The 23,584-nt window shown below is 70.3% G+C and carries 12 protein-coding genes and 4 pseudogenes; 8 read left to right on the top strand and 8 right to left on the bottom strand.

The window, feature by feature from the left end; genetic code table 11:
* The first annotated feature begins 3 nt into the window (after positions 1 to 3).
* The 3 genes and pseudogenes from ACH4PU_RS22355 to ACH4PU_RS22345 all read left to right on the top strand — a co-directional run.
* Complete coding sequence (locus tag ACH4PU_RS22355) at positions 4 to 1,161, top strand: ABC transporter substrate-binding protein (RefSeq protein ID WP_398274672.1); 1,158 nt, start codon at positions 4 to 6, stop codon at positions 1,159 to 1,161.
* A 66-nt stretch (positions 1,162 to 1,227) separates the two neighbouring features.
* Positions 1,228 to 2,810, top strand: a pseudogene (locus ACH4PU_RS22350) (IS1182 family transposase).
* A 99-nt stretch (positions 2,811 to 2,909) separates the two neighbouring features.
* Positions 2,910 to 3,017: pseudogene (locus tag ACH4PU_RS22345) on the top strand (KR domain-containing protein); the annotation flags it as partial.
* A 48-nt stretch (positions 3,018 to 3,065) separates the two neighbouring features.
* Here ACH4PU_RS22345 and ACH4PU_RS22340 read toward each other — a convergent pair.
* Positions 3,066 to 3,402: pseudogene (locus ACH4PU_RS22340) on the bottom strand (hypothetical protein); the annotation flags it as partial.
* An 891-nt stretch (positions 3,403 to 4,293) separates the two neighbouring features.
* On the opposite strand from ACH4PU_RS22340, the gene ACH4PU_RS22335 reads away from it, so the two are divergent.
* The 5 genes from ACH4PU_RS22335 to ACH4PU_RS22315 all read left to right on the top strand — a co-directional run bounded on the left by ACH4PU_RS22335 (position 4,294) and on the right by ACH4PU_RS22315 (position 10,177).
* A complete protein-coding gene (locus ACH4PU_RS22335) occupies positions 4,294 to 5,124 on the top strand; it encodes a hypothetical protein (RefSeq protein ID WP_398274669.1) in 831 nt (276 codons plus the stop codon).
* Between the two features lie 738 nt (positions 5,125 to 5,862).
* The gene (locus ACH4PU_RS22330; protein ID WP_398274666.1) at positions 5,863 to 7,005 is read left to right on the top strand and encodes a hypothetical protein; all 1,143 of its coding nucleotides are present in this window, start codon (positions 5,863 to 5,865) and stop codon (positions 7,003 to 7,005) included.
* Positions 7,002 to 8,501 carry a hypothetical protein gene (locus tag ACH4PU_RS22325; RefSeq protein ID WP_398274663.1) on the top strand — a complete coding sequence of 500 codons (1,500 nt, stop codon included), beginning with the start codon at positions 7,002 to 7,004 and terminating at the stop codon, positions 8,499 to 8,501. Before ACH4PU_RS22330 ends, ACH4PU_RS22325 begins: the two co-directional genes overlap by 4 nt.
* A gap of 255 nt (positions 8,502 to 8,756) precedes the next feature.
* A complete protein-coding gene (locus ACH4PU_RS22320) occupies positions 8,757 to 9,743 on the top strand; it encodes a phosphotransferase family protein (RefSeq protein WP_398274660.1) in 987 nt (328 codons plus the stop codon).
* Between the two features lie 104 nt (positions 9,744 to 9,847).
* Positions 9,848 to 10,177, top strand: coding sequence for an immunity 53 family protein (locus tag ACH4PU_RS22315; RefSeq protein ID WP_398274657.1), 330 nt, complete (start codon positions 9,848 to 9,850; stop codon positions 10,175 to 10,177).
* On the opposite strand, the pseudogene ACH4PU_RS22310 reads toward ACH4PU_RS22315, so the two are convergent.
* From ACH4PU_RS22310 to ACH4PU_RS22280, 7 genes and pseudogenes are all read right to left on the bottom strand, one after another.
* A pseudogene (locus tag ACH4PU_RS22310) lies at positions 10,167 to 10,310 on the bottom strand (IS630 family transposase); the annotation flags it as partial. The gene ACH4PU_RS22315 and the pseudogene ACH4PU_RS22310 overlap by 11 nt on opposite strands.
* 840 nt (positions 10,311 to 11,150) lie before the next feature.
* The gene (locus tag ACH4PU_RS22305; RefSeq protein WP_398274654.1) at positions 11,151 to 11,909 is read right to left on the bottom strand and encodes a thioesterase II family protein; all 759 of its coding nucleotides are present in this window, start codon (positions 11,907 to 11,909) and stop codon (positions 11,151 to 11,153) included.
* 82 nt (positions 11,910 to 11,991) lie between these two features.
* Entirely contained in the window at positions 11,992 to 19,494 is a 7,503-nt protein-coding gene (locus tag ACH4PU_RS22300; protein WP_398274651.1) for an SDR family NAD(P)-dependent oxidoreductase, read from the bottom strand.
* Positions 19,495 to 19,548: 54 nt separating this feature from the next.
* A complete protein-coding gene (locus tag ACH4PU_RS22295; protein WP_398274648.1) occupies positions 19,549 to 20,622 on the bottom strand; it encodes an SDR family oxidoreductase in 1,074 nt (357 codons plus the stop codon).
* Positions 20,616 to 21,278 (bottom strand): DUF6114 domain-containing protein, encoded by a 663-nt coding sequence (locus tag ACH4PU_RS22290; RefSeq protein ID WP_398274645.1) that lies wholly within the window; start codon positions 21,276 to 21,278, stop codon positions 20,616 to 20,618. Before ACH4PU_RS22290 ends, ACH4PU_RS22295 begins: the two co-directional genes overlap by 7 nt.
* Before the next feature lie 8 nt (positions 21,279 to 21,286).
* Complete coding sequence (locus tag ACH4PU_RS22285; RefSeq protein ID WP_398274642.1) at positions 21,287 to 21,613, bottom strand: hypothetical protein; 327 nt, start codon at positions 21,611 to 21,613, stop codon at positions 21,287 to 21,289.
* A 639-nt stretch (positions 21,614 to 22,252) separates the two neighbouring features.
* A complete protein-coding gene (locus ACH4PU_RS22280) occupies positions 22,253 to 23,503 on the bottom strand; it encodes an IS701 family transposase (protein ID WP_398274639.1) in 1,251 nt (416 codons plus the stop codon).
* Between the last annotated feature and the right edge of the window lie 81 nt (positions 23,504 to 23,584).

Genomic DNA, 23,584 nt, shown 5'->3' with positions numbered 1-23,584 from the left:
CTTGTGAAGTCCACCCGGAAGGTCTGGGCCGCGACCGCCGCCCTCGGCGTGCTGGCCGCGAGCGGTGCCACCGTCGCCGCCGCTGCCCCGTCCGCCTCTCCCTCCACCTCCCCGCGTGCCTCGAAGGCCACTGCGGCGAGCGAGGAGGAGCAGTTGCAGAAGCTGTACAAGGAGGCGCTGGCCGAGGGCGGCCGGCTGGTGGTCTACGCCGGTGGCGACAAGCCGGGCCAGGCCGACTACCTCAAGAACGCCTTTCTCAAGCAGTTCCCGAAGATGAAGGTCGACACGGTCGTCGACTTCAGCAAGAACCACGACGCACGCCTCGACCAGCAGATCGCCGAGCACAAGGTCGTCGCCGACGTCGTCCACCTCCAGACCCTCGACGACTTCCCGCGCTGGAAGAAGGAAGGCGCGCTGGAGAAGTACAAGCCGGTGGGCTGGAACAAGATCTACGACAAGATCAAGGACAAGGACGGCTACTACACCGGCCTGTTCTTCATCGGCTTCGCCAACGTCACCGCCACGACGCTCGGCGACAAGGCACCCGTCGAGGCCAGGGACTTCCTGAAGCCCGAGTTCAAGAACAAGCTCGTCTTCACGTACCCGAACGACGACGACGCCGTTCTGTACTACTTCAAGCAGCTGACCGACAAGTACGGCACGGGTTACCTGAAGAAGCTCATGGCGCAGAACCCGAAGTTCGTGCGCGGCACGGCCGACGCGGCCGCGGCCGTCGGCAAGGACGGTTACGTCGCCAACTTCGGCAGCTCCGGCAGCTCCAGCGGCCTGTCGACGACGAGCATCCCGGAGAAGTCGCCGTGGGTCGCGTGGCCGCAGACCGGCGCGATCCTGAAGGACGCGCCGCACAAGGCGGCGGCCAAGCTGTACCTGAGCTGGGTCCTGTCGAAGGGCTACCAGGAGAAGTCGTACGGCTGGAGCGCCCGTACGGACGTCCCCGCGCCGGCCGGCCGCAAGGGGATCTTCGACTACGAGAACATGAATCCGCTCGGCCTCGGCAGGTTCATGGGCGACCGCGCGGGGCTCGACCGCTTCAAGGCGAAGATCAACCTCTTCGTGGGTGACGTGAAGGGCACCAACCCGGCGGACCCGGAGGGGAAGCTGGGGCTGTACCCGGTGAACCAGGACGGCACGCAGGGCTAGAAGTCTGATGAAGATGTCGGGTTCTGGTCCCGTCGCGTGAGCGGTGGGGCCAGACTCGTTGGTGTGGTGATGGGGGAATGGGATGGGGAGACGGTCGGGCCTGATGTGTGGGAGACGTGCCGGGGGTTGATTCCGGCCGGGAGCGTGTTCGCGTTCCTGGCGGAACATCGCGGCGCGTTGTTTCCCGCCGGGATGTTTGCGAACGTGTATCCGTCGGCGAACGGCAGGCCGTCCATGGCGCCGCAGGTCCTGGCTGCGGCGATCACGTTGCAGGCCCTGCACGGGCTGTCGGACTTCGAGACGGTCCAGGAACTGCGGTGTGACCTGCGCTGGAAGGCCGCGTGCGGGCTGGGCCTGCACGACACCGCCTTCGACCCGTCACTGCTGTCCTACTTCCGGCGCCGACTGGCCCGCTCGGCCCGGCCGACCCGCGTCTTCGAGGCGGTGGGGGAGGTCGTGAAGGCCACCGGGGTACTCAGAGGCAGGCACCGGCGGGCCCTGGACTCCACGGTGCTGGACGACGCGGTGGCCACCCAGGACCCGTCACCCAGCTCATCGCCGCCGTCCGCGCGGTGATCCCCGAGGTCCCAGGCGCCGCCGGCATCGCGGCCGCTCGCTGCACCGCCCACGACTACAGCGATCCGGGCAAGCCCCGCATCGCCTGGAACGACGAGCAGGCCAGGGCCGATCTCGTCGACGCGCTGGTGAAGGACGCGCTCAATCTGCCGGGCCGTCTGCCCGAGCTGGAGCTGGGCGAGAAGGCCGCGAACGCGGTCGGCATCCTGGCCCTGGTCGCCGGGCAGGACGTCGAACCGGCCGACAGCTCCGACGGACGTGACGGACGCTGGCGCATCGCCCGCGGCGCCGCCCATGACCGGATGATCTCCACCACTGACCCCGAATCCCGGCATGTCCACAAGACCCGCACCCACCAGCAGGACGGATACAAAGCCCATCTGGCCGTCGAGCCCGAGACGAGCCTGTTCACCGCGGGTGCCCTCACCCCGGGCACCGGGCCCGAGTACCACGAGGCCGCCGTCGGCCTGGACCTGCTCGCCAGTGAGATCACCGCGCTCGACGTATTCGGCGATACCGCATACTCCACCGGCGAGGCCCGCCACACACTTGACCAGGCAGGGCACCGGCTGTTCCTCAAACCCGCACCCCTGCGGCCGGCCGTGCCCGGCGGCTTCACCCCCGACGACTTCACCATCGACACGGCCACCGCCACCGTGTCCTGTCCCCAGGGACACACCGTGTCCCTCTCGGCTCCCGGCGGACAACACCGCCGGCGCATCGCAGCCTTCAAGGACCTGTGCACCGGATGCCCCCTGCGCGGGCGGTGCACCACAGCCAGGGGCGGGCGCACGGTCACCATCCGCCCGCACCATGACCTGCAGGCAGCCGCCCGCCGCCAAGCCGCCAACGACTCCGACTGGCAGGCCGGCTACCGCCGTTGGAGACCACCGGTCGAACGCGCCGTCGCCTGGCTCGTCCACCACGGCAACCGAAAACTCCGCTACCGCGGCACCATCGCCAACAACACCTGGCTCCACACCCGGGCAGCCGCCCTCAACCTCCGCCGCCTCATCACCCTCGGACTCACCCGCACCGCAAGCTCCTGGCACCTCGCACCAGCCACCGCATAACCCAGGGCTGCCCGGCCCACCGCCGGACAGCCCTCGGCAAGATCTTCATCAGACTTCCAGGCCCCGTCCGTCCTCGCCCGGCTCGCCGAACACGGCGCCACCGTGACGGTGCACGCCGCGGACGTCACCGACACCGAGGCCATGCGGGAGGTCGTGCGGCAGACCGACACACCCAAGCACCCCTTGCGCGGCGTCATCCACTCCGTCCTGCATCTGGAGGACCGTCAACTCGCCGACCTGAGCGACGAGCACATCGAGCACCTTCACGATGCGCTGGTAGTCGACCGACAGCACCGACGAGGCAAGTCCCTGGCGCCACACTGGCACCTGTGTCTTCGGTTTCGCCGCGTGCCGATCCGCCAACGGCGCGTCTGCATTCTGCGGATCTGCGGCGGCCTCGGCGCCGACCGTGTTGCCGCCGCCCGGAGCCAGCACCGTATCGACCCGCCTGCGGGCGATCACCCACTCCTGCCACTCCTGCTCGGTCGCGGCCAGCTCGGCCTGGACGCGGTCGGCCTCCTCCCGCAACTCGTCCCACGCGTCGGCGAGCAGCAAGCTCGTGCTGTTCCAGCAGCCCAACAACCGACGGCATCCGCGACCTCCTGGAGAGCGGCGACATGACAGCCCTTCACTAGGCTCCCTGGAGTTGTCGCATTCGACGGCTCGGGAGGGCACTTGAAGGATGAGCACGAGGAGGGGTGGAGGGCTGAGTTTTACGACTTCCTCAGGCTTCCACCCACCTTGGCCGAAGAGGAATTCGCGGTCTTCGGTGACCTTCGCGAGCGGGCTGCCCGGAACGGGGCTCGGCACGGTACGCCGATCCTCGTGCCGCCAACCGGGGTGCCGCCGGACCCTCGCCTGAACTTGTTCTTCCGCGTCAGCCCCATGACGGGACGGAAGCCGAGGACCTGGCGGCGTTACGCGATGGCCCTGGTGGTGTGGCTGAACTTCCTCGACGCCGTGGGCCGCCGCTGGAGTGAGGCGATGCGGCGGGACGTTGAGGCGTTCAAGGACTGGCGACTGACAGACGTACGGAACGCCGAGCGGGTGAAGCCAGGAAGCTTCGACACCGACCGCGCCGCGCTCAACACCTTCTATACGTGGGCTTCGGGCGCCTACGCGTTGGTGAATCCCGTTCCGAGCGTTTCGACCGCCGAGGAGGACGAGCGCCGGCCCGAGGGGATCAGCCCTGGTGGCGGCTGCTGTCCGCGCGACGGGCTTCGGCCCGCAGGGGCACGGCGGCGGCAGATCAAGTGGATGCTGCGGGCCGCCTTCGAGCAGTGGCGGGACATCGGGCTGCGCGGCTACGGCTTCGACGGGCTGCGGATCCCGGGCTGGCGTGGGGTGAACGAGGACCGCGACGCGGTGTTCGTCGACGGGCTCTACGGCACTGGGCTGCGGCTGCAGGAGTGGGCGAGCGTCCTGGACGTGGAGATTCCTTTGCGGGCGGAGGGTCGCTTTCCCGAAGGCGTGGCTGGCGGCGGTGTGTACCAAGGGGGCGAAGAAGGACGGGCGCGCGTACCGGATCCCACGGCGGGTGCTGCAGGACATCGAGGGTTACTGCGACCCGCTGGAGGGTTCGCGGGCGGAGGCGATCCGGCGGGCCCAGCGCACCGGCCGGTACGAGCGGCTGCGGTACGTGAGGGTCGTGACCGGCTACAACGCCCGCTCCCGCACGCTGCGCATGGAGGGAGGTGGGGGAGGTGCGGAGAGTGTGCTTTCGCTGGACTGCCTCGTGCCCGATGAGCGGCGGCTTCTCTTTCGCCGCACGGAGTACGGGCTGGAGCCGCTGGCGCTGTGGCTCGCGCCGTCCGGTATGCCAAAGAAGCCGGACGGCTGGGAGGACACCTTCCAGGCGGCGAACGCACGGATCGCGCAGAAGTGGGTGCAGTGGACCGCGCCGCACCTGCGGGGAGAAGAGCGGGAGCGGCGTCGGGAGCAGTGCCCGTTGTGGGCCCGGCCTCATATGTGCCGGCACTCCTTCGCCCTGAAGTGGTTTTCGGTGCTGTCGCTGGTGAGGCAGCCGTCCGTGGAGGGGTTCACCGCCGATGAGCTGGCTGACCTGCGGGAGCAGTTCGGCGGCATCTGGTACGCCCTGAGTACTTTGCTCGGGCACGACGACCCGGAGGTCACCAAGGACATTTACCTGGAGCCGTTCACGGCGCTGCAGGTCGACTACCTGATGGCGCTCCTGGACGAGGACGAGCAGCCTGCCGTCGACGCGCTGATCCGTACCGTCGCGCACGCCGGGGGCCGGACCCTGCTTCCGGTCGGCGCCGCGACCGCGGCCGGCGGAGAGGTGAGGGGGGCATGAGCACACGGTTGCGGGGCGGCCGGAAGGCGTCTCAGCCGCCTGCGGGGTGGCAGCCTCCGGAGCGGCTGCTGCCGGAGGGCGACGGCACCGTGGTGCGGTTCTTGGAGCAGTCCGGGGATGCCGAGCGGGTCTTCGACTTCGGCAACATACGGGACAAGAACGGGGACCTGGTGGAGATCGGCGTCGGGATCCGGCAGTGGCTGGCCAGGGCCTTTGTCCGGCGGACGTCTCCGCGCTCCGGTGTCACCCGGCTCAAGGGGGCCCACGCCGTCTACACGGCGGTGACGCTGATCGCCCGGTACCTCGCGACGCTGGATCCCGCGCCCGCGATCCCCGGCGAGGTCACCGCGGCGCACATGCGGGGGCTGTGGGAGTTCTGCGGGCGTGTGCGGTCGCAGCGGATATACCTGGAGACGCTGCGGGCGCTGCTGCGTGACGATCAGGAGCTGCCCGCGGCGTCGCGCGCGGAGCTCTTCGCGCGCAGGCTCCCGGAGTACGACGGCCGGCAGGCTACGCGGGCCTACACGGACGGGGAGATGCAGGCGATCATGACGCGGGTGCGCGGCGATGTGCGCCGGGCCCGGGACCGGATCCGCGCGGGACGGGCACTGCTGGAGGGTTTCCGCGCGGGGGATCTTCCTCAGCACGGCCGCGAGGTGGAGCTCGGGGGGGCTGCTGGATCATTTCGATCGGTTCGGGCATCTGCCGCGGTATCCCTGCGGCAGTGTGGTGGGTGCCGTGTCGGGCGGTCTGACGGGCATCGGCCTGCGCTTGTGCCTGGCCGGGGCCGAGATGACGGCCTTCGCCTTGTTGTTGACCGCTTTGACCGCGGAGAACTTCGGCACGGTGGCGGCCTGGCCCGCTGTGCACTACCGGCCCGACGGAGGGTTCGCCGAGGGCGGTCTTGCACTGGTGGAGGCGGTCAAGCCGCGGCGCGGCCCGGACCGCGAGCACATGGTCACCGCTCTGGAGGACCTGCCACCGGGGCTGGGCGATCTCCTGCAGTCGCCGCAGGACGATCTTCCCATGTTCCGCTCGCCGGCTAGGGTCTACCGGCTTCTGCTGGAGCTGACCGAGGTCTCACGGCGCCATGGCGGCCACACTCTGGCGTTCAGCGGGTTCAACCCGCGGCCCACCAGCTCGAACTCCCGGTGGCCACAGGGCACGCAGGCGTCGTACATCGGCAAGTGGGCGGCCGGGCACGGCTTTCCCACCGGGAAGGCGTCGGCGGGCGGACTGCCGTCGGTGGAGGCACGGCGGATCCGGCAGACCGGCATCGAGCACAGCCGCCGGCCGGTCGCGCAGACCCGGCGCACGATGAACGACTCCTGTCTCAAGCGCAGCCCCGACATGCAGCGCGAGAGCCGCACCGTCGTGGGAGCCGCACTGCGTGCCGAGGTCGGTAAGGCGCGTGCCCGCCGCCGGATTCCCGTGATCACTGCTGCTCTCGTCGACCGGGCCCGTACGGATCTCGCAGCGGCGGCCGAAGAGAGCGCCCTGCCCCCGGACACGCTCCGGCGGATGATCAACGGCGAGTACGACACCGCAGCGACCGCGTGCACCGACCATCTCGCCGGACCGCAGACCGAGCCCGGACAGCCGTGCACGGCATCGTTCCTGGCCTGCCTGGACTGCGCAAACGCTCGCGGCCTGCCGCACCACCTGCCGGTACAGCTCGCGCTCCACGACCGGCTCGCCGGCCTGCGTCCGCACATGGACCAGGCCGTGTGGCGGGTGCGCTTCGAGAAACCGCTGGCGCAGCTGGCCGACCTCATCGGGCACTACAACGACGCCGACCGACAGCAGGCGCGTCGGCGCCTGAGTGAGAGGGAACGGCAGATGGTCGAGGACCTCGTGGACGGAAGGATGGACCTGCGGTGATCTCCGAAGCGGCTGCACAGGAGGCCGCCGCGGCCGAGGACGTGGTCTGGCCGGCCGGCGACAGAGCAGTGCTGGCCAACCGGGCCGTGCGCGCCGGCACCCGCGCCTGCGAGCTGGGCTGCTTCGACGATGACGTATGGCGCCTGACGCCTGCCCACCCCGACCCGCACAGGTCGGCGGTCAACTTGTTGTGGGGCACCTACCCGAGCCAGCTGGTCCGTCCGTTCAAGACGTTCGTCCTGGCAGCCTTGGACTGCCCTCACCCCGTCGAGATGAGCGGGAAGCGCACCCACGAGCAGGCTGGCTGCGGCACAGTGAGCATGTGGTTCTTGCGCCTGCGGCCTTTCGCCGTCTGGCTGGACGGCCAGGACGTCGAATCCTTGAGCGAGGTCGGCGATGGTCTGCTGGAGGCGTATCTGGGCCAGGTGCAGGCCCTGCCGGTGACCCCGAACGCCAAGTACCAGTTGCTGAACGCGGTCCGGGCCCTGTGGGCCTACGGCGGGCACCTGCCCGAGGCGTGCCGGCTGGCGACCGTTGAGCCATGGCAGGGTCGGCCCCTTCGCGAGCTGGCCGACATGCCGGGTCGAAGCCGCTTCAACGCCACCCCCCGGATCGCCGCGGCGACCATGGAGGCGCTGCTCGACTGGTCGCTGCGGATCGTCGAGGACCTCGGCCCGGACATCCGCGACGCCTGGAGGCAATTGCGGATCCTGTCCGCCGGAGAGCACCCCAGCCAGCGCGTCTACGACGGCCTTCCGCCCTCGCAACGGGTGCGGCTGTTCGTCCAGGAGGCGGCACACACCGGCTCGGCACTCCCCGGGGACCCGCGGACCGCGGGCGCGGTCAGCTCCTACCACCTGGGACGTCTGCTGGGGCTCAAGCGCCAGCGTCGGCAGACCTGCCTCGGCGTCCTGGCCGCGGCGTATGCGGCCGAGCTCGGCGTGCCGATCGCCGACGACTGCTACCTGGGCACGATCACCGGCCGGGTCGGCGACCGCGCCTGGAGGGAGCGGCCCGTCACCGCCGCGGAGCTTGCGCTGCTGATCCGCGTCCTGGTCGCCGCGTGCTTCGTCGTGATCTGCTACCTCACCGGCGCTCGTCCCGGAGAGGTCCTCCCGATGACACCGGCCCGGACGAGGTGTTCTGCCGCACCTCGTGCCATAACCTGGCCTACACCGACCGCGACATCGCCCATCTGCAAAGCCGCGTCCCCCTCTGGGAAGCCACGGCGCACGACCCCTGTCGCCCAGGCCCCGCCGCGACCGGGCGGCGGCTCTGGCCACCAGGGCGCGAACCGTCATCGAGCAGCACAACGTGAGCCGGCCCACCGTCAGGGAAGGCGGCGGTGCGGCATGACGCGCCGGCGCAGAGACCGACAAGCCGAAGGACAGGCGATCCGCGCCGCCGCCGCACGGCTGAGTTCCAGTCCCAGGCCAAGGCCCAGTCCTCAACCCCGCAAGCCCTGCACAAGCTCACGGAGCACAACGCTGCCCTGAAAGAGGAGCTGACCGCTACGAAGGAGTCACTGGCCGCCGAACGCGAACGCAACGCTGCCCTGATCCGCATCGCAACCGAACTCTCGCTCGAACTCGAGCAGGCCCGCGCCGAGCTCGCCTCCGCCCAGCAGGTGTCACACCTCCCCGCCCCACGCACCGTGCGGCCGCGCCCCCGCGGACGCCGGTGAACCCCGGCCTGCCAGCTCGCGCGGTACGGTGCCTCGGCAGGCCCTCCCGCCCAGGAGCACCCCGTTCATGGACTACCAGCCGATTCCGCGCCCGCCCGGCGCCTTCCAGCAGCCGCCGGCCCCCCAGGAAATCGCGGCCATCTGCCGCCGCTCCTTCGGCAGCGACACGCAGGTCACCGCCGCCGTCGAGCTCGGCGGCGGCATGTACAACACCACCTTGCGCGTGCATCTGAGCGGCGAGGACCGGCCGGTCATCCTCCGCCTCGCACCCCCGCCGCACCAGCAGTACCGCAGCGAACGTGCCCTGATGCGCAACGAGTACGCGACCCTGCCCTACCTCGCTCCGATCGCCCCGTTGATGCCCCGGCTCATCGCCGCCGACTTCACCCACGAGGTGATCGGCCGGGACGTCATGGTCCAGACACTCCTGCTCGGCGTCCCGGCCGCCGAGCAACTCGGCACCTACCCGCGATCCGTCTGGACGGGCTTCTTCCGGCAGCTCGGCGGCGTCGCGCATGCCGTGCACGCGGTCCGCGGCCCGCACTTCGGTCCCCTCACCGGCCCCGGCTACCGCACCTGGAGCGAAGCGCTTACCGCCTCCTTCACCGACATCGCCGCCGACCTCGACGCCGCCCGGCTGGACGCTACCGACCTACGCAAGATCGCAGACGTGGTCGATCAGCACCGGTCCACCTTCGACGAGATCACCGAACCCCGTCTCCTCTCGGGCGATTTCTGGACCATCAACTGCCTTCTGGAGGCGTCGGCCCCCTTGCCCACACTCAGCGGAGTGCTCGACTTCGACCGCACCCTGTGGGGCGATCCGGCGGCTGACTGGACCATCCGCATGGCCAAGGCCAAGCCCGACGAGCGAGAAGCGTTCTGGGAGACGTATGGCCGCTTGGAGCAGTCCGACTCCGCGATGTGGCGCTCGAAGATCTACGAAGCCCGCCACCTCGGGGCCATCCGCCTGGAGCGCCACCGCCTCGGCAACAGGGAAGGCTTGGAGAAGAGCTACGCGGCGATGGCGCAGGTCCTCTCCGCCATCGGCTGAAGCCAAATCCGTGATCCGCACCGGCGCCCTCGTCGGCTAGTGCTGTGACCGTGAAGGTTCACCGGCTCCTTGGTTCATCGGCGGTTCGCATAGCATCTGCGTCTATGTCCGAATCCGAGCCCGTCCTTGACTGGTTGCAGAGCTGGTATGGCTCACAGTGCGATGGTGACTGGGAGCACGCATGGGGTGTGCTGATCGAGACGCTCGACAACCCTGGCTGGGCCGTCAAGATTGATCTTGAGGAGACGGACCTGGCGGACAGGACGTATCCCCGAGAGGAAGTCATTCGGGGTGAGCGCGACTGGGTGATGGCCTGGACGTCCGAGAAGACGTTCCACGTGGCCTGTGGGCCCGGCAATCTGGCAGAAGCCCTCACGCGGTTCCGTGCCTGGGCGACCGCGAGCGCCGTGACGGGCGAGTCCATCACGTCATGAGCGCAGGCCGGCCGCCCCAGCGGATGCCTTTCTCGCTGCGGACACGTGCGCGTTCGCGCCGTTGGGCGGCCAGAACAGCGGGGTGGCGGGCGTTCTGGTTGCGCCAGCGCAGGTAGGCGTGCAGGGCTCTGGTCGCCGGACGATCCGCTGGAGCTTCTGTCCCTCCTGCTCGGCCAGCCGACGAACCCTGACTGGTGACGCCATCCCCGCCCCTTACTGGTCGTGCCTTCCCACCAGCACAACGAGCGACCCGCCGAACCCATGCGGTCACAGCACTAGGCAGTATCTGATGGCTCTTGCCCGGGTGGTGGATCTGCTGCGGTTCCGGGCAGGGGCTGTGCATGTGCGTCGGCATGAACTGACCAACGCTCAGTGGAGACTGGTCACCCCGCTGCTGCCCGAGAGCGGTGCTCCGGGTGGTCGGTTGGCTAATCACCGAAGCGAGGGTCTCGTTGATCCGTTTGTGACGACAGACCTCGAAACCCTCGCGACTGCACTGTACGTCACTATCGATGACTCTCTGGCAGGTCGCGCTGGCGGGGCCGCCCGCCGAGCCTGACCGATGCCGAGCTGTTGACGCTGGCGGTGATGCAGGCCCTGCTCGGGTTCGTCTCCGAGGCCCGCTGGCTGCAGTTCGCCCGCGTCCACCTGACAGTTGAATTCCCCTACCTGTCCGGGCAGTCCGGCTACAACAAACGCCTGCGGGCCGCGAATCCGCTGATCAGCAGGTTCATCCGCACTCTCGCCCGCCTGCCGGAGTCGGTTCCGGACTTTCCCCAGCCCGCAGTCGCCGTGCTTCGTACCGTGCATATATGGCCGTACAGAGCACGGCGAGCGCTCGTCGTCCGGGGAAGACGCCGACGGTGTGGATCCGCTACGAGGACGGCTCAGTGCAAGAGAGGCGGCGCAGGTCCGGTCGGTGCGTGGGACGGCCCACTCCTCGGGCAAGTACGCGTCCTCAACGTCCGGTGGTTCAGCGGACTGCTGCGCCGAGGTCGTGGGCCAGATTCCGCGCCAGGTCCGGCCAGTGGCGAGTAAGCCAGAAGTGCCGACCCGGGTAGATGCGGCTACGTGTCGGGTGATGGGTCATGGAGCTCCATCCGTGCAGGGATTCCGGCGGGACGATCGGGTCGTCCTGTCCTGTGAATGCGCTGATGGGACAGGTCACCGGTGCGCCATCCTGGTAGCGGTACCGCAGGGGGAAGAGGAAGTCCCGTTTGGCGACGGCTCTGACGGTCACTTGACGCAGAGCGCGCTGGCCGGCGAGTTCCATGCTCAGCTGGTGCAGTTGCCGGACGGTCAGCGAACTCACCCGTGCATTCACCAGCGGTGGGGGCCAGATCGCCGAGGCCGCCAGCAGGCGAGACCGGTGTCCGGTGCTCTGTTCGAGGCGTCGGACGGTCTCGAAGGCGACCAGGCCGCCGCTGCAGTGGCCGAACAGCGCGAACGGGTGCTCCCCGATGTCCGTGGTGATCACATCGGTCAGGTCATCGGCCACGGTGCGCTCGTCCTGGACACCGGAGCCCTTCCTGCGCGTGCTGTAGCCGGGAAGCTCGACAGGTCGAGCCTCGACCCAGCCCGGCAGCGCGTGGGCGAGTGGAAGGTAGAAGTCGGCAGATGCGCCGATGAACGGAATGCAGTACAGGCGGACTGCCGCGTGAGGCCGCCGCAGGTTCTCCGGGAGGCGGAGGACGTGGGGCGCGTCGGGGCCGCTGGATGGGCGCGGGATCACGGTGGGCCTTCCCTCGGGGCGGGGCCGGATCGTAGAGCGGCCGGGGCGTCGTCGCACCGACGAGGTGCCCCGGCCGCGTTCGTCATCCGGTGACGGGCAGCGTTTTCCGCTGGACACCGTCGGTCCGGGCGGCCCTCGCGACTGCCGACGGCCGGTGGGCGTGCTGCTTGAGGACGAAGTCGGCGAGCGTGGTGAGTGTGGGATTGGCGATGGTCTGGAGGGAGGAGATCTCACAACCGAACTGCCGTTGCATGCTGACGGTGAGCTCAGCGGCCATCAGGGAGTCCATACCGAGATCGCCCAGGGGGCGGTCGGCGGGTACGCGCTCGGGCGTGGTCTGCAAGACGGTGGCGATCAGTTCGGCGAGGGCACGCGAGGCCAGGGCGTGGGCTTCCTGAGGTGGGAGGGAGGCCAGCCGGCGGCGCAGCTCCTCGGTGCTGTGCCCGGCCACTGCCTCGACCGGCTTGACGAGGAGGGACAGTCGCGGGGCGTCGGCGGTGAGGCTGTACGAGCGCAGGGCGTCCCACCGCATCCTGACGACGGCGGCAACCGCCTCCGTACCGCTGGTGAGAAGCCGGCCGAGCCGGGTGAGCGCTTCGCGGGGGGAAAGAAGCGCCAGCCCCTTCCCTTCGATCAAGTTGTCCAGTTTCATGCGGGCGACGTATCCGGTTTCACCGATGCTGCCCCAGGCCACGGCAAGGGCCGGTTCTCCGCGTCGTCGCCGGGCGCGCGCCAGGGCCTCCAGAGCGAGATTGGCACCGGCGTAAGGCGCCTGGTGCGGGTTGCCGACGAGGGTGGTAGCGGAGGAGTACAGGACGAAGAGGTCGAGTTCGCGCCCACGGGTCAGTTCGTCCAGAACCAGGGCACCGCCGATCTTGGGGCTCAGGACCGCCTGGACACGCTCGTCGTCGAGATCCTCCAGCGGGGCGTCGTCGAGGTGCATGGCGGCGTGCACCACACCCCGCACGGGATGTCCTTGTGCGTCGGCCTGGTCGAAGACGCGGCGCATGGCCTCGATGTCGGCGGCGTCGGCTGCGAAGGCAGTGGCCTTGACGCCCTGGTCGTGCAGGGAGGTGAGCAGTTCCGGTGCGCCGGGTGTTCCGGTGCCCCGGCGGCCTACCAGGGCGAGGTGGCGGGCACCTCGCTCCGCGAGCCATCGCGCGGTGGCGGCGCCGAAGCCGCCCAGACCGCCGGTCACCAGGTAGGTTCCGTACGGATCGAGTTGCGGTGGCTCTTCGCGTGCGGTCAGTGGCGGGGGCTCGTCGAGGGTGATGACGAGTTTGCCGATGTGGCGGGAGTGCTGCATCAGCGTGAACGCCTGCCCTGCGTCGCGGGCCGGCTGCACCCAGTGCGGAAGCGGGCCGAAGGCGCCTGCTGTCACGCCCTCGACGACACGGCGGAAATGTCCCTCCAGTGTTCGCGGATCGTTGATGACCGTCTGGTTGAGGTCCACGGCGGTGAACGAGAGTGCTTCGAGGAAGGGTCGCAGCAGGAGGCGTTCGTTGCTGTAGAAGTCGCGTTTGCCCAGTTCGATGAAGTGCCCGCCGGGCTTGAGCAGTTCCAGGCTTCGGGTGACGGCTTCACCGCTGAGTGAGTTGAGGACGATGTCGACGCCGCGGCCGCCGGTGGCGGCGAGGACCTGCTCGGCGAAGTCGAGGCCGCGGGAGTCGGCGACGTGCTCGACGCCCAGCATGTGCAGGAGGTTGCGTTTGTGCGGTGTGCCGGCGGTGGCGATCACCTTGGCACCGGCATGCCTCGCGTACTGGAGGGCGGCCAGTCCGACGCCGCCGGCCGCCGCGTGGACGAGGACGGTCTGTCCGGGGGCCAGGCGCGCGACGTGGCCGAGGCTGTACTCGGCGGTGAGGAAGGCGAGGGGAAGGGTGGCGGCCTCGGCGAAGTCCATGCCGTGCGGGATGAGACCGGCTTGGCGGTGGTCGACGGTCAGGTGCGAGCGCATGGCCGCGGGGGCCACGGCGTAGACGCGGTTACCCGGGGTGAAGCCGGTCACCCGCTCGCCTACGGCGGTCACGATGCCGGCGCACTCGTAGCCGACCGGGTGCTCCCGGCTGTCTTCGGGGGCGAGCTGCGGTGGCAGCATTCCCTGCGCTTGAAGAACGTCACGGTAGTTGAGGGCACAGGCGCGGGCCTGGATGGTCAGCTCGTCGGGGCCAGGCGGAGCCGGTGGCCCCTCCGGGCGCCAGACCAGGTGGTGGCGAGGGCCCGGTTGCCGGACGTACAGCGCGTAGTCGCTTCCGTCCGCCGGTGCGGTGTCCGCCGTCAGGGGCGTCCGCTCGCTCAGGCGGGGGACGAAGCGGCCGTGGCGCGTGGTGATGATTTCGTCTTCGTCGTCGGGGGCGAGCAGTTCGCCCGCGATCCGACGGACCGCCGCGCTCGGACCGCCGTTCAGGTCCACGGCGAGCCGCCGGACGGTGACAGCGGGGTGTTCGTTGGCCAGGGTGCGGGCCACGCCCCAGGCAGCCGCGGCGGCCACGGTCGTGGGCTCGGGGGTTGGGGAGGTGCCCTCGGCGGGTGCTACCAGCCACAGGCGGCGGGCGGTGGTGGCGGGCAGGTGGGCCGTCGCGGTGACGAACGCCCTGAGCGCGGCCGCGTACCGCGTGGAACGGGCGACGGCCTCCCGCGCGGTGACCGTTGCCGCATCAGGCGAGGTGTCAGCGAACAGCACGGCGGTCACCGACGAGGCGTCGGCGGGCGGACTTCCGACGCCGTCGCCGACTCCTGACCCGCTGAGCCGCACCGTGGCACCCGCCGCGGTGAGGGTTTTGCCGAGCTCGGGCGCGAGCGGGCAGCAGGGGTCGGCGGCGACGATCCAGTGGGATCGGGGCGGCGCTTGGAGGGCCGGGGGGTGCGGGACGGGGGCGGTGCGGTGGACCCGCTGGGCGAGGAAGGCCGACGCCACTTCGTCCAGTCGCCCGAAGGCACTGGGAAACAGGGTTTCGGCGAAACCGCACTCCAGCAGCAGTTCATGCCAGCGCCGTGCCGGAAGCAGGGGCGTGGCGGGGCGGTCATGAAGGTCCGTGCGGTTCCAGAAGCCCTTCAGGAGTCCGAAGACCAGGGCCAGGGCCCTCACGTCATTGGTCTCCCCCACGAGCAGCTGGCCACCGTCGGTCAGCAGGTACGACAGGTGACGCAGAGAGGCGCGTACGTCCTTGGTGGCGTGCAGGACGTTGGCGGCGATGACGATGTCGAAGGCACCCGCGTGCCAACCCTGCTCGGTGGGATCGCGGTCGAGGTCCAGGGCGCGGTATTCGACGAAGTCGTAGGCGGCGAGCCTGGCCCGTGCGCGGGGGAAGAAGGCGTCCGAGATATCGGTGAAGACGTACTGGACGCGCCGGCGTGGCAGGTGCGGCAGAACGGCCGCGGTGGTGGAGCCGGTGCCGGCCCCGACCTCCAGCACGCGCAACGGGCGGTCCGCGGGCCAGGCGTTGACCAGAGCACGGAGGCAGGAGGCCAGGATCCGGTGGCTTGTGACGCTCAGGAACGATGAGGTGTACATCTGCTCGGTCAAGGGCCGGCCCGCCTCTGAGAACATCAGCTCCAGAGGGTCACAGCGCCCGGTCAGAACGTCGGGCAGTCGCTGCCCGCAGAGGCCGAAGACAGCCGCTTCCGGGCCGCGCAGCAGGCTCCTGGTGAGCAGGCCGGCCGACTGACCGTCGCATGTGCCGGTCAGGTGGCAGGTGCCTCCGGCACGGAAGGAGTCCGCGCCCGTGAGAAGGCCGTGCTCCTGGGCGATGAGCACCAGGACGTCGAGCAGGGGACGGTACTCGGGCTGCACGCCGGCGGCCGTCAGGTCGTCCCACGTCACCGCGGTGCGACCGGGCACGATCTCGGTCAGTGCCCGGTGCGCGTAGCGCGCGGTCAGCCGTTTGACGTCGGCGAACATGGCGGCGCCACGGCGGACTTCCTCCTGGGTGGGGGACAAGGTGTCGACGATCGGCCTGACGATGTCCAGTGGGGGCGGCGCCGTGGTGATGGGGGTGCGGGGGCGCGGGGCGAGACGCAGCTCCGTGATGTAGGTGGCCGGCGATGGGCGGCTTGCCGTGTCGAAGCCGCGCAGGCGGCAGCCGAGGAGTTCCAGGCAGACGGTGCCCTCGCCGTCGGTCACGCTGATGTCCCACACCACTTCGCGGCTGGTGGCCGCCCGTTTGTGGACGTGGATGTGGCCGGTGTCGGTGGCCGGGCGCCAGGCGCGGACCTCATCGATGGCGGCCGGGAGGAACGCCCTGTCGGCCGTGGCCTCCAGGAGGGGGGCACCGGCCTGGAGGGCGCCGTCGAGGATGGCCGGGTGGGCCAGGTATGCGGTGGTGTCCGGGTGGTCGGCCTGGTAGCGGGCGATGACGCGGGTGCCGTCGGTGCGCACGTCGCGCAGGACTCGGAAGGAAGGCCCGTAGTCCAGTCCGATGCGCCGGGCATGCCGGTACATCTGCGCCGCGTCGAGGTGACGGGAGAGGCCGTGGCCGAGTGCCGGGGCGCCCGGTGGCTGCGGGGGTGTGCCGAACAGGCGCCGTACGCGGCCGCGGGCGTGCAGGTGCCAGGGCCGGTCGGGGCCGCCGTCGCGGGCGGCCACGCGCAGCAGCCCGTCCTCGTCGGACAGCGAGGTGTGCAGCCAGATGTTCATGTCCGGGTCCTGCCAGGGCAGGGTGAGGGGCTGGAAGGTCAGTGCGGTGACCTCCACGGGGGCTTGGAACACGCGGGTGCCGGCGGCCAGGGCCATCTCGATGTAGCCGGCGGCGGGCATCAGCACCGATCCGTCCACCGTGTGGTCGGCGAGCCAGGCCAACCGGGCGGGATCGATGCGCTGGTGCCAGCCGGGTTCGAGGGACGCGGCGCGCTCGCCCAGCAACGGGTGCTCGAGTGTGCCGTCCCCGCAGGTGCGGGTGCGCGTCTGCGGCGGCGGCAGGGGGTGGTCCTCGCGCTGCCAGGGGTAGGACGGCAGATCGGTGACCCGGCCGGGGACGGGGAAGTACGACTCCCGGTCACCGGCTCCGGCGGCCAGAAGTCCGACAACGGTCTCGTCCAGCGCGTCCGGGCCGCGGCGGTGGCGTTGGAGGGTGGGCAGCACGGCGGTTGCGCGAGGCGCGGTCTCGCCGGCCCGTCGCAGGTAGGTCTTGAGGACCGGATGCGGTCCGATCTCGACGAACGCGGTACGGCCGTGCTCCAGGGCCGCGGCGACGGCTTGGGCGAAGAGCACCGGCCGGCGCACGTTCTGCCACCAGTACCCCGCGTCCAGCCGGGCCCCGTCCTGTCCTTCCCACAGCAGACCCGTGACGGTGGAGGCGAAGGGCAGGCGCAACGGCGCGGGTCGCAGGCCGCCCAGCGCAGCCTCCAAAGGCTCGGCGAGACCGTCCATGTGCCGGCTGTGGTAGGGGTAGTCGAGGTCCAGCGGGCGGAAGAAGACCTCCGTGTCCTCCAGTCGGCGCCCCAGCTCGGCCAGCGCGGTGGCCTGGCCGCTGACGGTGACGTCGCGCGGGCTGTTGACCGCGGCGATCTCCAACTGCCCGTCGTAGGGGAGCAGCAGGGCGCGGGCCTCTTCCTCGGGCAGGCCGAGCGCGGCCATCCGGCCGCTGCCGGCGGTGGTGGCCTGCAGCCGGCTGCGCTCGGCCACCACGCGGGCGGCGGCGGTGAGGTCGAGCGCCCCGGCGACGTGGGCCGCGGCGATCTCGCCGACGCTGTGCCCCAGCACCAGATCCGGCCGCACCCCGCGCTCGGCCAGGGCGGCGACCAGACCGAGCTGGACGGCGAACAGGGCGGGCTGGGCGATCTCGGTGCGGTCCATGCGGGAGCGGTCCGCGGGCGCGGTCAGTTCCTCGATCACCGAGCGGCCCAGCAGCGGCGCCAGCGCGGCGTCGGCCTCTTCGACGGCGGCGCGGAAGGCCGGCTCCTCCTCCAGCAGGTCCGCGCCCATGCCCTGCCACTGCGATCCGTTGCCGGAGAAGGCGAAGGCCGTCCCGCCCGGGCGGCCGTGACCGGTGACAGGTGCGGGAGGCAGCGACAGTGAGGAGGCCCACAGCCGCAGCCGTTCAGCGGCCTCCTGCGGGGTGCGGGCCAGGACCGCGGCGCGGTACGGGTGGGGCGTGCGCCGGCAGCAGGCGGTGTAGGCGGTGTCGTAGAAGGCGTCCTGCGCGGTGTCCTCCAAGTGGTCGGCCATCCGCTGGACCGCGACCGTCAGGGCGTCTTCCGAGCGGGCCGAGACCATCACCGGCAGGGCGCCGGTGCCCTGCCGGACACCGGTGGCCTCCCCGGCGCCGCCGTCGGCCGGCGCGGGGCCAAGCACCAGATGCGCGTTCGCCCCGCCGAAGCCGGAGGAGTTGACCCCCACCAGGCCGCGCCCGGTACCGGCAGGCAACGGCATCATCCGCAGCGCGGGCTCCAGCCCGAGCCCGGGGAAGTCGATGTCCGTCGAGAGCGGCTCGGCGTGCAGGGTCCGCGGGATCCGCCCGTGGCGCAGCACCAGGAGGGCCTTCAACAAACCGGGCACCGCGGCGGCCGCCTCGAGATGCCCCAGGTTGCTCTTGACCGACCCGATGGGCAGCGGCCCCACCGTACGTGACCGGCCGAGCACCCGGCCCACGGCCCGGCATTCAGCGGAGTCACCGGCCCGGGTACCGGTGCCGTGCGCCTCGAAATACACCAGTTCGTCGGCGCTGATGCCCACGCCCTCGTAGACACTGCGCAGCAGCGCTTCCTGGGCCTCGCTGCTGGGCAGGGCCAGTCCCTGGGTGCGGCCGTCGGCATTGACGCCGCTCGCATGGATCACCGCGTGTACCCGGTCCCCGTCGGCCAGGGCGTCCGCCAACGGCTTCAGGAGGAACAGACCGCCGCCTTCGGCGCGGACGAACCCGTCCGCTTCGGCGGAGAACGTGCGGCACCGGCCGGTGGGCGAGAGCATGGACGCCTTGGAGAACCCGATGTAGGGAAGCGGATCCGTCACCAGGCCGATCCCGCCGGCCAGTGCCATACGACTGCGCCCGCCGCGCAGCGCCTCGCACGCCTGGTGCACGGCCACGAGCGCCGACGAGCAGGCCGTGTCCACGGCCATGCTCGGCCCCCGCAGATCCAGGACGTGCGAGAGCCGGTTCGCGATGATGGAGAGAGTCCCTCCGGTCATCGTGTAGGCGTCGGTCTCCTCGAACAGCATGCCCAGCAGTCCCAGATGAGGTGTGCCCGCGGAGCCGACGAAGACCGCGGCATCGGAGCCCGCGACCCGGTCGGCGGCGATCCCCGCGTCGTCCAGCGCCTCCACGGCCATCTCCAGCAGCAGCCGCTGCTGGGGATCCATGCGGATCGCCTCGCGGGGCGAGATACCGAAGTAGCCGGCGTCGAACCCGGTGATGTCGTCGAGGAATCCGCCGGCCGTGGTGTAGGTCTTCCCGGCCCTCGTGGGGTCGGGGTCGAGGAAGCGGGAAGCGTCGAAGCGGTCGGAGGGCACCTGAGTCACCAGGTCCCGCCCCTCCTCCAGAGCCGTCCACAGCCCGTCCGGCGCGTTGATCCCGCCGGGAAGACGGCAAGCGGCACCGACGACGGCGATCGGCGGATGGGGCTGGCGGGGGGTGGGGCGCGCGGTCACGAGGTCTCCTTGATGTCAGTGGGGAGAGTCGGCACCCTTGCGTTCCGAGGGGAGTCAGCGCAGGGCCAGCGCGAGGTAGTCCTTGTCGATCGGGGGCTGCCCGGGGTAGGCCAGTCCCAGGTCCGTGAGATTGCGGTCGTCGTAGGTCCGGGAAATGGTGTGCCAGGCGGCGTACATGGGCAGCAGCCGCGCGTACTCCCGCGCCTCCGGGGTGACCGGGCCGTGGAGCCGCGGGTGCAGTCGTACGGGTATGCCGAAGTGGTCGGAAAGCACAGTGGCCAGGTCGGTGACCGGCAGATAATGGCGGTTGACCAGGTGGTAGATCAGCAAATCCGCGGGTGGACACCGGGACGGCAGCTCGGCCATGGCGTACGCGGCGTACTCCACCGGCAACAGGTTGACCCGGGCACCCGGAGCCGCCGGGAAGACGAGTGGCTCTCCGCGGGAGGCCAGCTCGGGATGCAGTCGTAGAACAGCCGCGAGCGCCCGCACGTACGTCCTCAGGGGATGGTCGGGCCGCTCCGGACACGCGGGGCGGTGGGTGATCAGGCCACTGGGGCGCACGATGACGGCTCGGCCACCGTGCTCCTCCACCCAGCGGCGTACAAGACCTTCGGCCTCGAACTTCGATTGCTCATACGGGGAGTTGAAGCCGAAGGAGTCGTCCGGTATCTCCTCCCGCACCACTCCGGAGGGCCGGGCCCCCGCCACGGCGACCGTGCTGCAGTGATAGAGAACAGGGGCTCGTTCTCCCCTCGTCAGCAGTTGCAGGACATGGCGGGTGCCGGTCACATTGACCTTGCGGACCTCCTCCAGCGTCGCGGAGAAGGAAATCTCGCCGGCGCAGTGCCACAGCGCGTCGATGCGGTCCGCCAGGCGCTGGAACCTCTCACGGCCGAGCCCGAGCAGCGGTCTGGTGAGCTCGGTCTCCACCGTCTCCAGCAGGGCGGACGCCCTGCGGATCTCGTGCTCGCCGGAGCTGGAGGCGCGCAGGAACCGCTCGACCCGCACGTGCGCCGGCACCGGGTGGGGGCGGGCCAGCAGCAGCAATCGGTGGCCGCGGAGGAGAAGCTCGCGCACCAGATGCACACCGAGGAAACCGGTTCCACCGGTAATGGCCGTCAGCACGCACACCGCCGATGGCACGGAATCGTCCAGCCGGCCGGCGAAGCCGCGAGCCCGCAGAGCAGTAGCTCTACGCCGATACCGCGCGCCCCACAGACGAGGAGTCCGGCGCGGCGTGCGACGGTACGGGACAGGCGGCGGTTGCTTGCTCTCGGCCGTCCATACGAAAACCGCCTCGTCACGGTACGCCTACGCGACGGGCGGTCGCTCCGGCAGGAACCAGTTGTCATGACGCGTCTCCAGAACAGTCGGTCATGGGGACGTCCGGACGACTCGGGGCGGGATTCGGTGAGTGGTACCTGCGGCAGCGGTGTCCAGGCCAGGGCCAGGCAGCCTCCGGTGGCAGCGAAGAAGAAACCGAGGAGAAGCCCGCCGAGGTTGGCGGTGATCAGGCTGCACAGGGCGAGGAGGACGGCAAGGCCGCCGGTGAAGTGGCGTCGGCTGCTGCCGGTCCAAGTCGTCAGCCTTGCCACGGTCAGCAGGGTGCTGATGGTCCAGGTGGCGGCGCCGGCCGTACCGGTCAGCCGTAGCAGTCCCAGGTCCACCCAGGAGACGGCTACCAGGACCGTGGCACCTGCAATCATCAGCAGGCCTGCGTAGAACGGGCGAGTCCTACGCCATGTCCGCCACCGACGCCGGACTCCGGCCTTCTGGAGCACAGCCCTTTTCACGATTCCTCCGTAGGGGCCGTCCTGGGATCGCTGGGAGCCGCCCCCGAAGCCGACGCGCGGCAGTCGTGTTTCCCACGCCAGGCGTCCAGGGCCACTGCTTGGATGGTGAGGGTGCCGACAGCTACCGCGTTGGGCCGGATGGTGAGGCCTTCGCCGCCGACGTGACGGGCACCAAGGGTGAACAGGTCGGTGGAATCAGTACCCGACGAGCCCGGTACCCGGATACTCACGCCGCCACCTCCTACTTTGCGGATGGTGATGGCCGCAGGCTCAACCTTGACACCGCCGACGGTGGCACGGTCGATGGTGATGGCGACGGTCACGGCTCCGATCACCGGCAGTACCGGAGTCGCTTTCACACAGGCGCCATGGAGCGTGGCACGCTCGGCCTGGGTGAGGAACGTGGGACGGAGCCCACTGGAGACGCCTGGAGTCACCGACACACCCTCGACATCGACCTCGGCAACGCTGATTTCAAGGGCACCTGTCCGGCGAAAGCCAGGGCGAGCGCCCCCGTTCCGCTGCTGAGCAGCAGCACGGTAGCCGCCGTGACGGTCAGCAATGCCGCAGCCAGCAGACGTCGCTTGCTGGTACGGCCTTCGGGCGGAGCCGTACTTCCGCATGCCGCGCATGCCTCAGCCGTCCCCATCACCCCCTATGCAGGACGTCAGCGGTGCAACAGCGCCATACCGGCTGTATCCCCCTTATGGACCAGGCCCAACAGATAGATTGGGGGCGTGGAGGTGCTTGGCGTTGAGTTATCAGACTGGCGAGCGCTGCGTGGGTTAGTACTCCAGCAGCGTTTCGCTATCTGGCCTGGTCAAAGGCGCCGTCGGGAGTGTAGTGGCCTGATTGTGGTTCAGGGGCGGTTTGGCTTGACCGCCCCTCCAACGCGTGGAGTCGTCGCTGGTAGTGGCAGCGGTGGGAGGCGGCCTGGTGTCTGCGGCACCAGTGTGACCAGTTCAGAGCGTGCGCGCGAAGCGACGACCGGCAAGTTTGGTGGTCCGGGCCGAGGTGGAGTGCCAGGAGCCGGCGGACTTCTGCCACGGTGAGCGGGGCCAGGGTGCCGGAAGGGTTTCTGCACCCCCCTTTGCCGCCGCGTCGGCGGCCATGGCCGCGAGGTAGGCGTGGGCGAGCATCGCCAGGATGGTGTGCCGGTACCAACCGGTGTAGCGGCGGACCTCGTACTGGTCCAGGCCGCACTCGTTCTTCGCGGCCTGGAAGCACTCCTCGGTCTGCCAGCGCATTCCGGTGATCCGGACCAGGTCGGCCACGGTGGTCTCGCGCGGTGCGTAGGCGAGGAAGTAGGCGATCTCCGCGGGCTTGCTGATGCTGCGGCGGGCCAGTGCCCAGCGCCGGCGGACGGGGGTTTCGCCCTGGTAGTCGAAATCCACCACCGTGCGCAGTTCCAGTGCCGCCCAGTGGTAGTGCTTCGGTCCCTTGGCGCCGTCACCGCACGAGAGCGTCTCCCACGCCTCGTCGGGCACCTGGGCGAACAGGTAGTCGATACGCGGGCCGAAGACCTGCTGGGACTTGGGCACGGCGAGCACGTAGCCGGGGCCGGACTGCTCGATCAGGCGGCGCAAGCGTCCCCCCTGCCCGTAGGCGGCGTCCGCGGTCACCCAGGCGAGGGGGAGGCCGGAGGCGAGGGCTCGCAGGATGAGGCGCTTGGCGAGCTCGCCCTTGGTGGCGAAGCCGCGGTCGTCGGGGACTTTCGCCGCCCGGCAGCGTTCGCGGTCGTCCGTCCAGGACTTGGGCAGGTAGAGCTCCCGGTCAACCAAGGCGCGGCCGCGGGTGGTGGCGTAGGCGGCGAAGACGCCGATCTGGCAGTTCTCGGTGCGGCCGGCGGTGCCGGAGTACTGCCGCTGCACCCCGGCGGAGGCGGTGCCCTTCTTGACGAAGCCGGTGTCGTCGACGACGAGCACCCCGCCGTCCTCGCCGAGGTGTTCGGCGACGTATGCCCGGAGGTCGTCGCGGACGTCGTCGGCGTCCCAGTTTGCCCCGTTCAGCAGCCGCTGGAAGCCGTCGGGGGTGCGGTGACCTGCGAACTCGGCCAACTGCCAGCCGTTTTTACGGCTGACAGGAGCGAGGAGACCCCGTACGTAGTCCCGCATCCGGCGCCGCAGGTCCGCACGGCCGAAGCGGTGGCCGATGCGCAGGAAGAGGCCGTCGAGTTCCCGTTCCCAGGTCACGTCCGCGTGCTCGTCGATCATCCTGGCAGGCTGTCCGCCCCTGATCCGGCCCGCCAAATCCCGATCCACGCATTGGAGGGGCGGTTAGCCCCCGTCAGAAGT

This window comes from Streptomyces sp. NPDC021100, from assembly GCF_044333095.1.
Lineage (GTDB): Bacteria > Actinomycetota > Actinomycetes > Streptomycetales > Streptomycetaceae > Streptomyces.
Note: the sequence above shows the minus strand (reverse complement) of the source record. Positions and strands in the feature narration are given on the sequence as shown.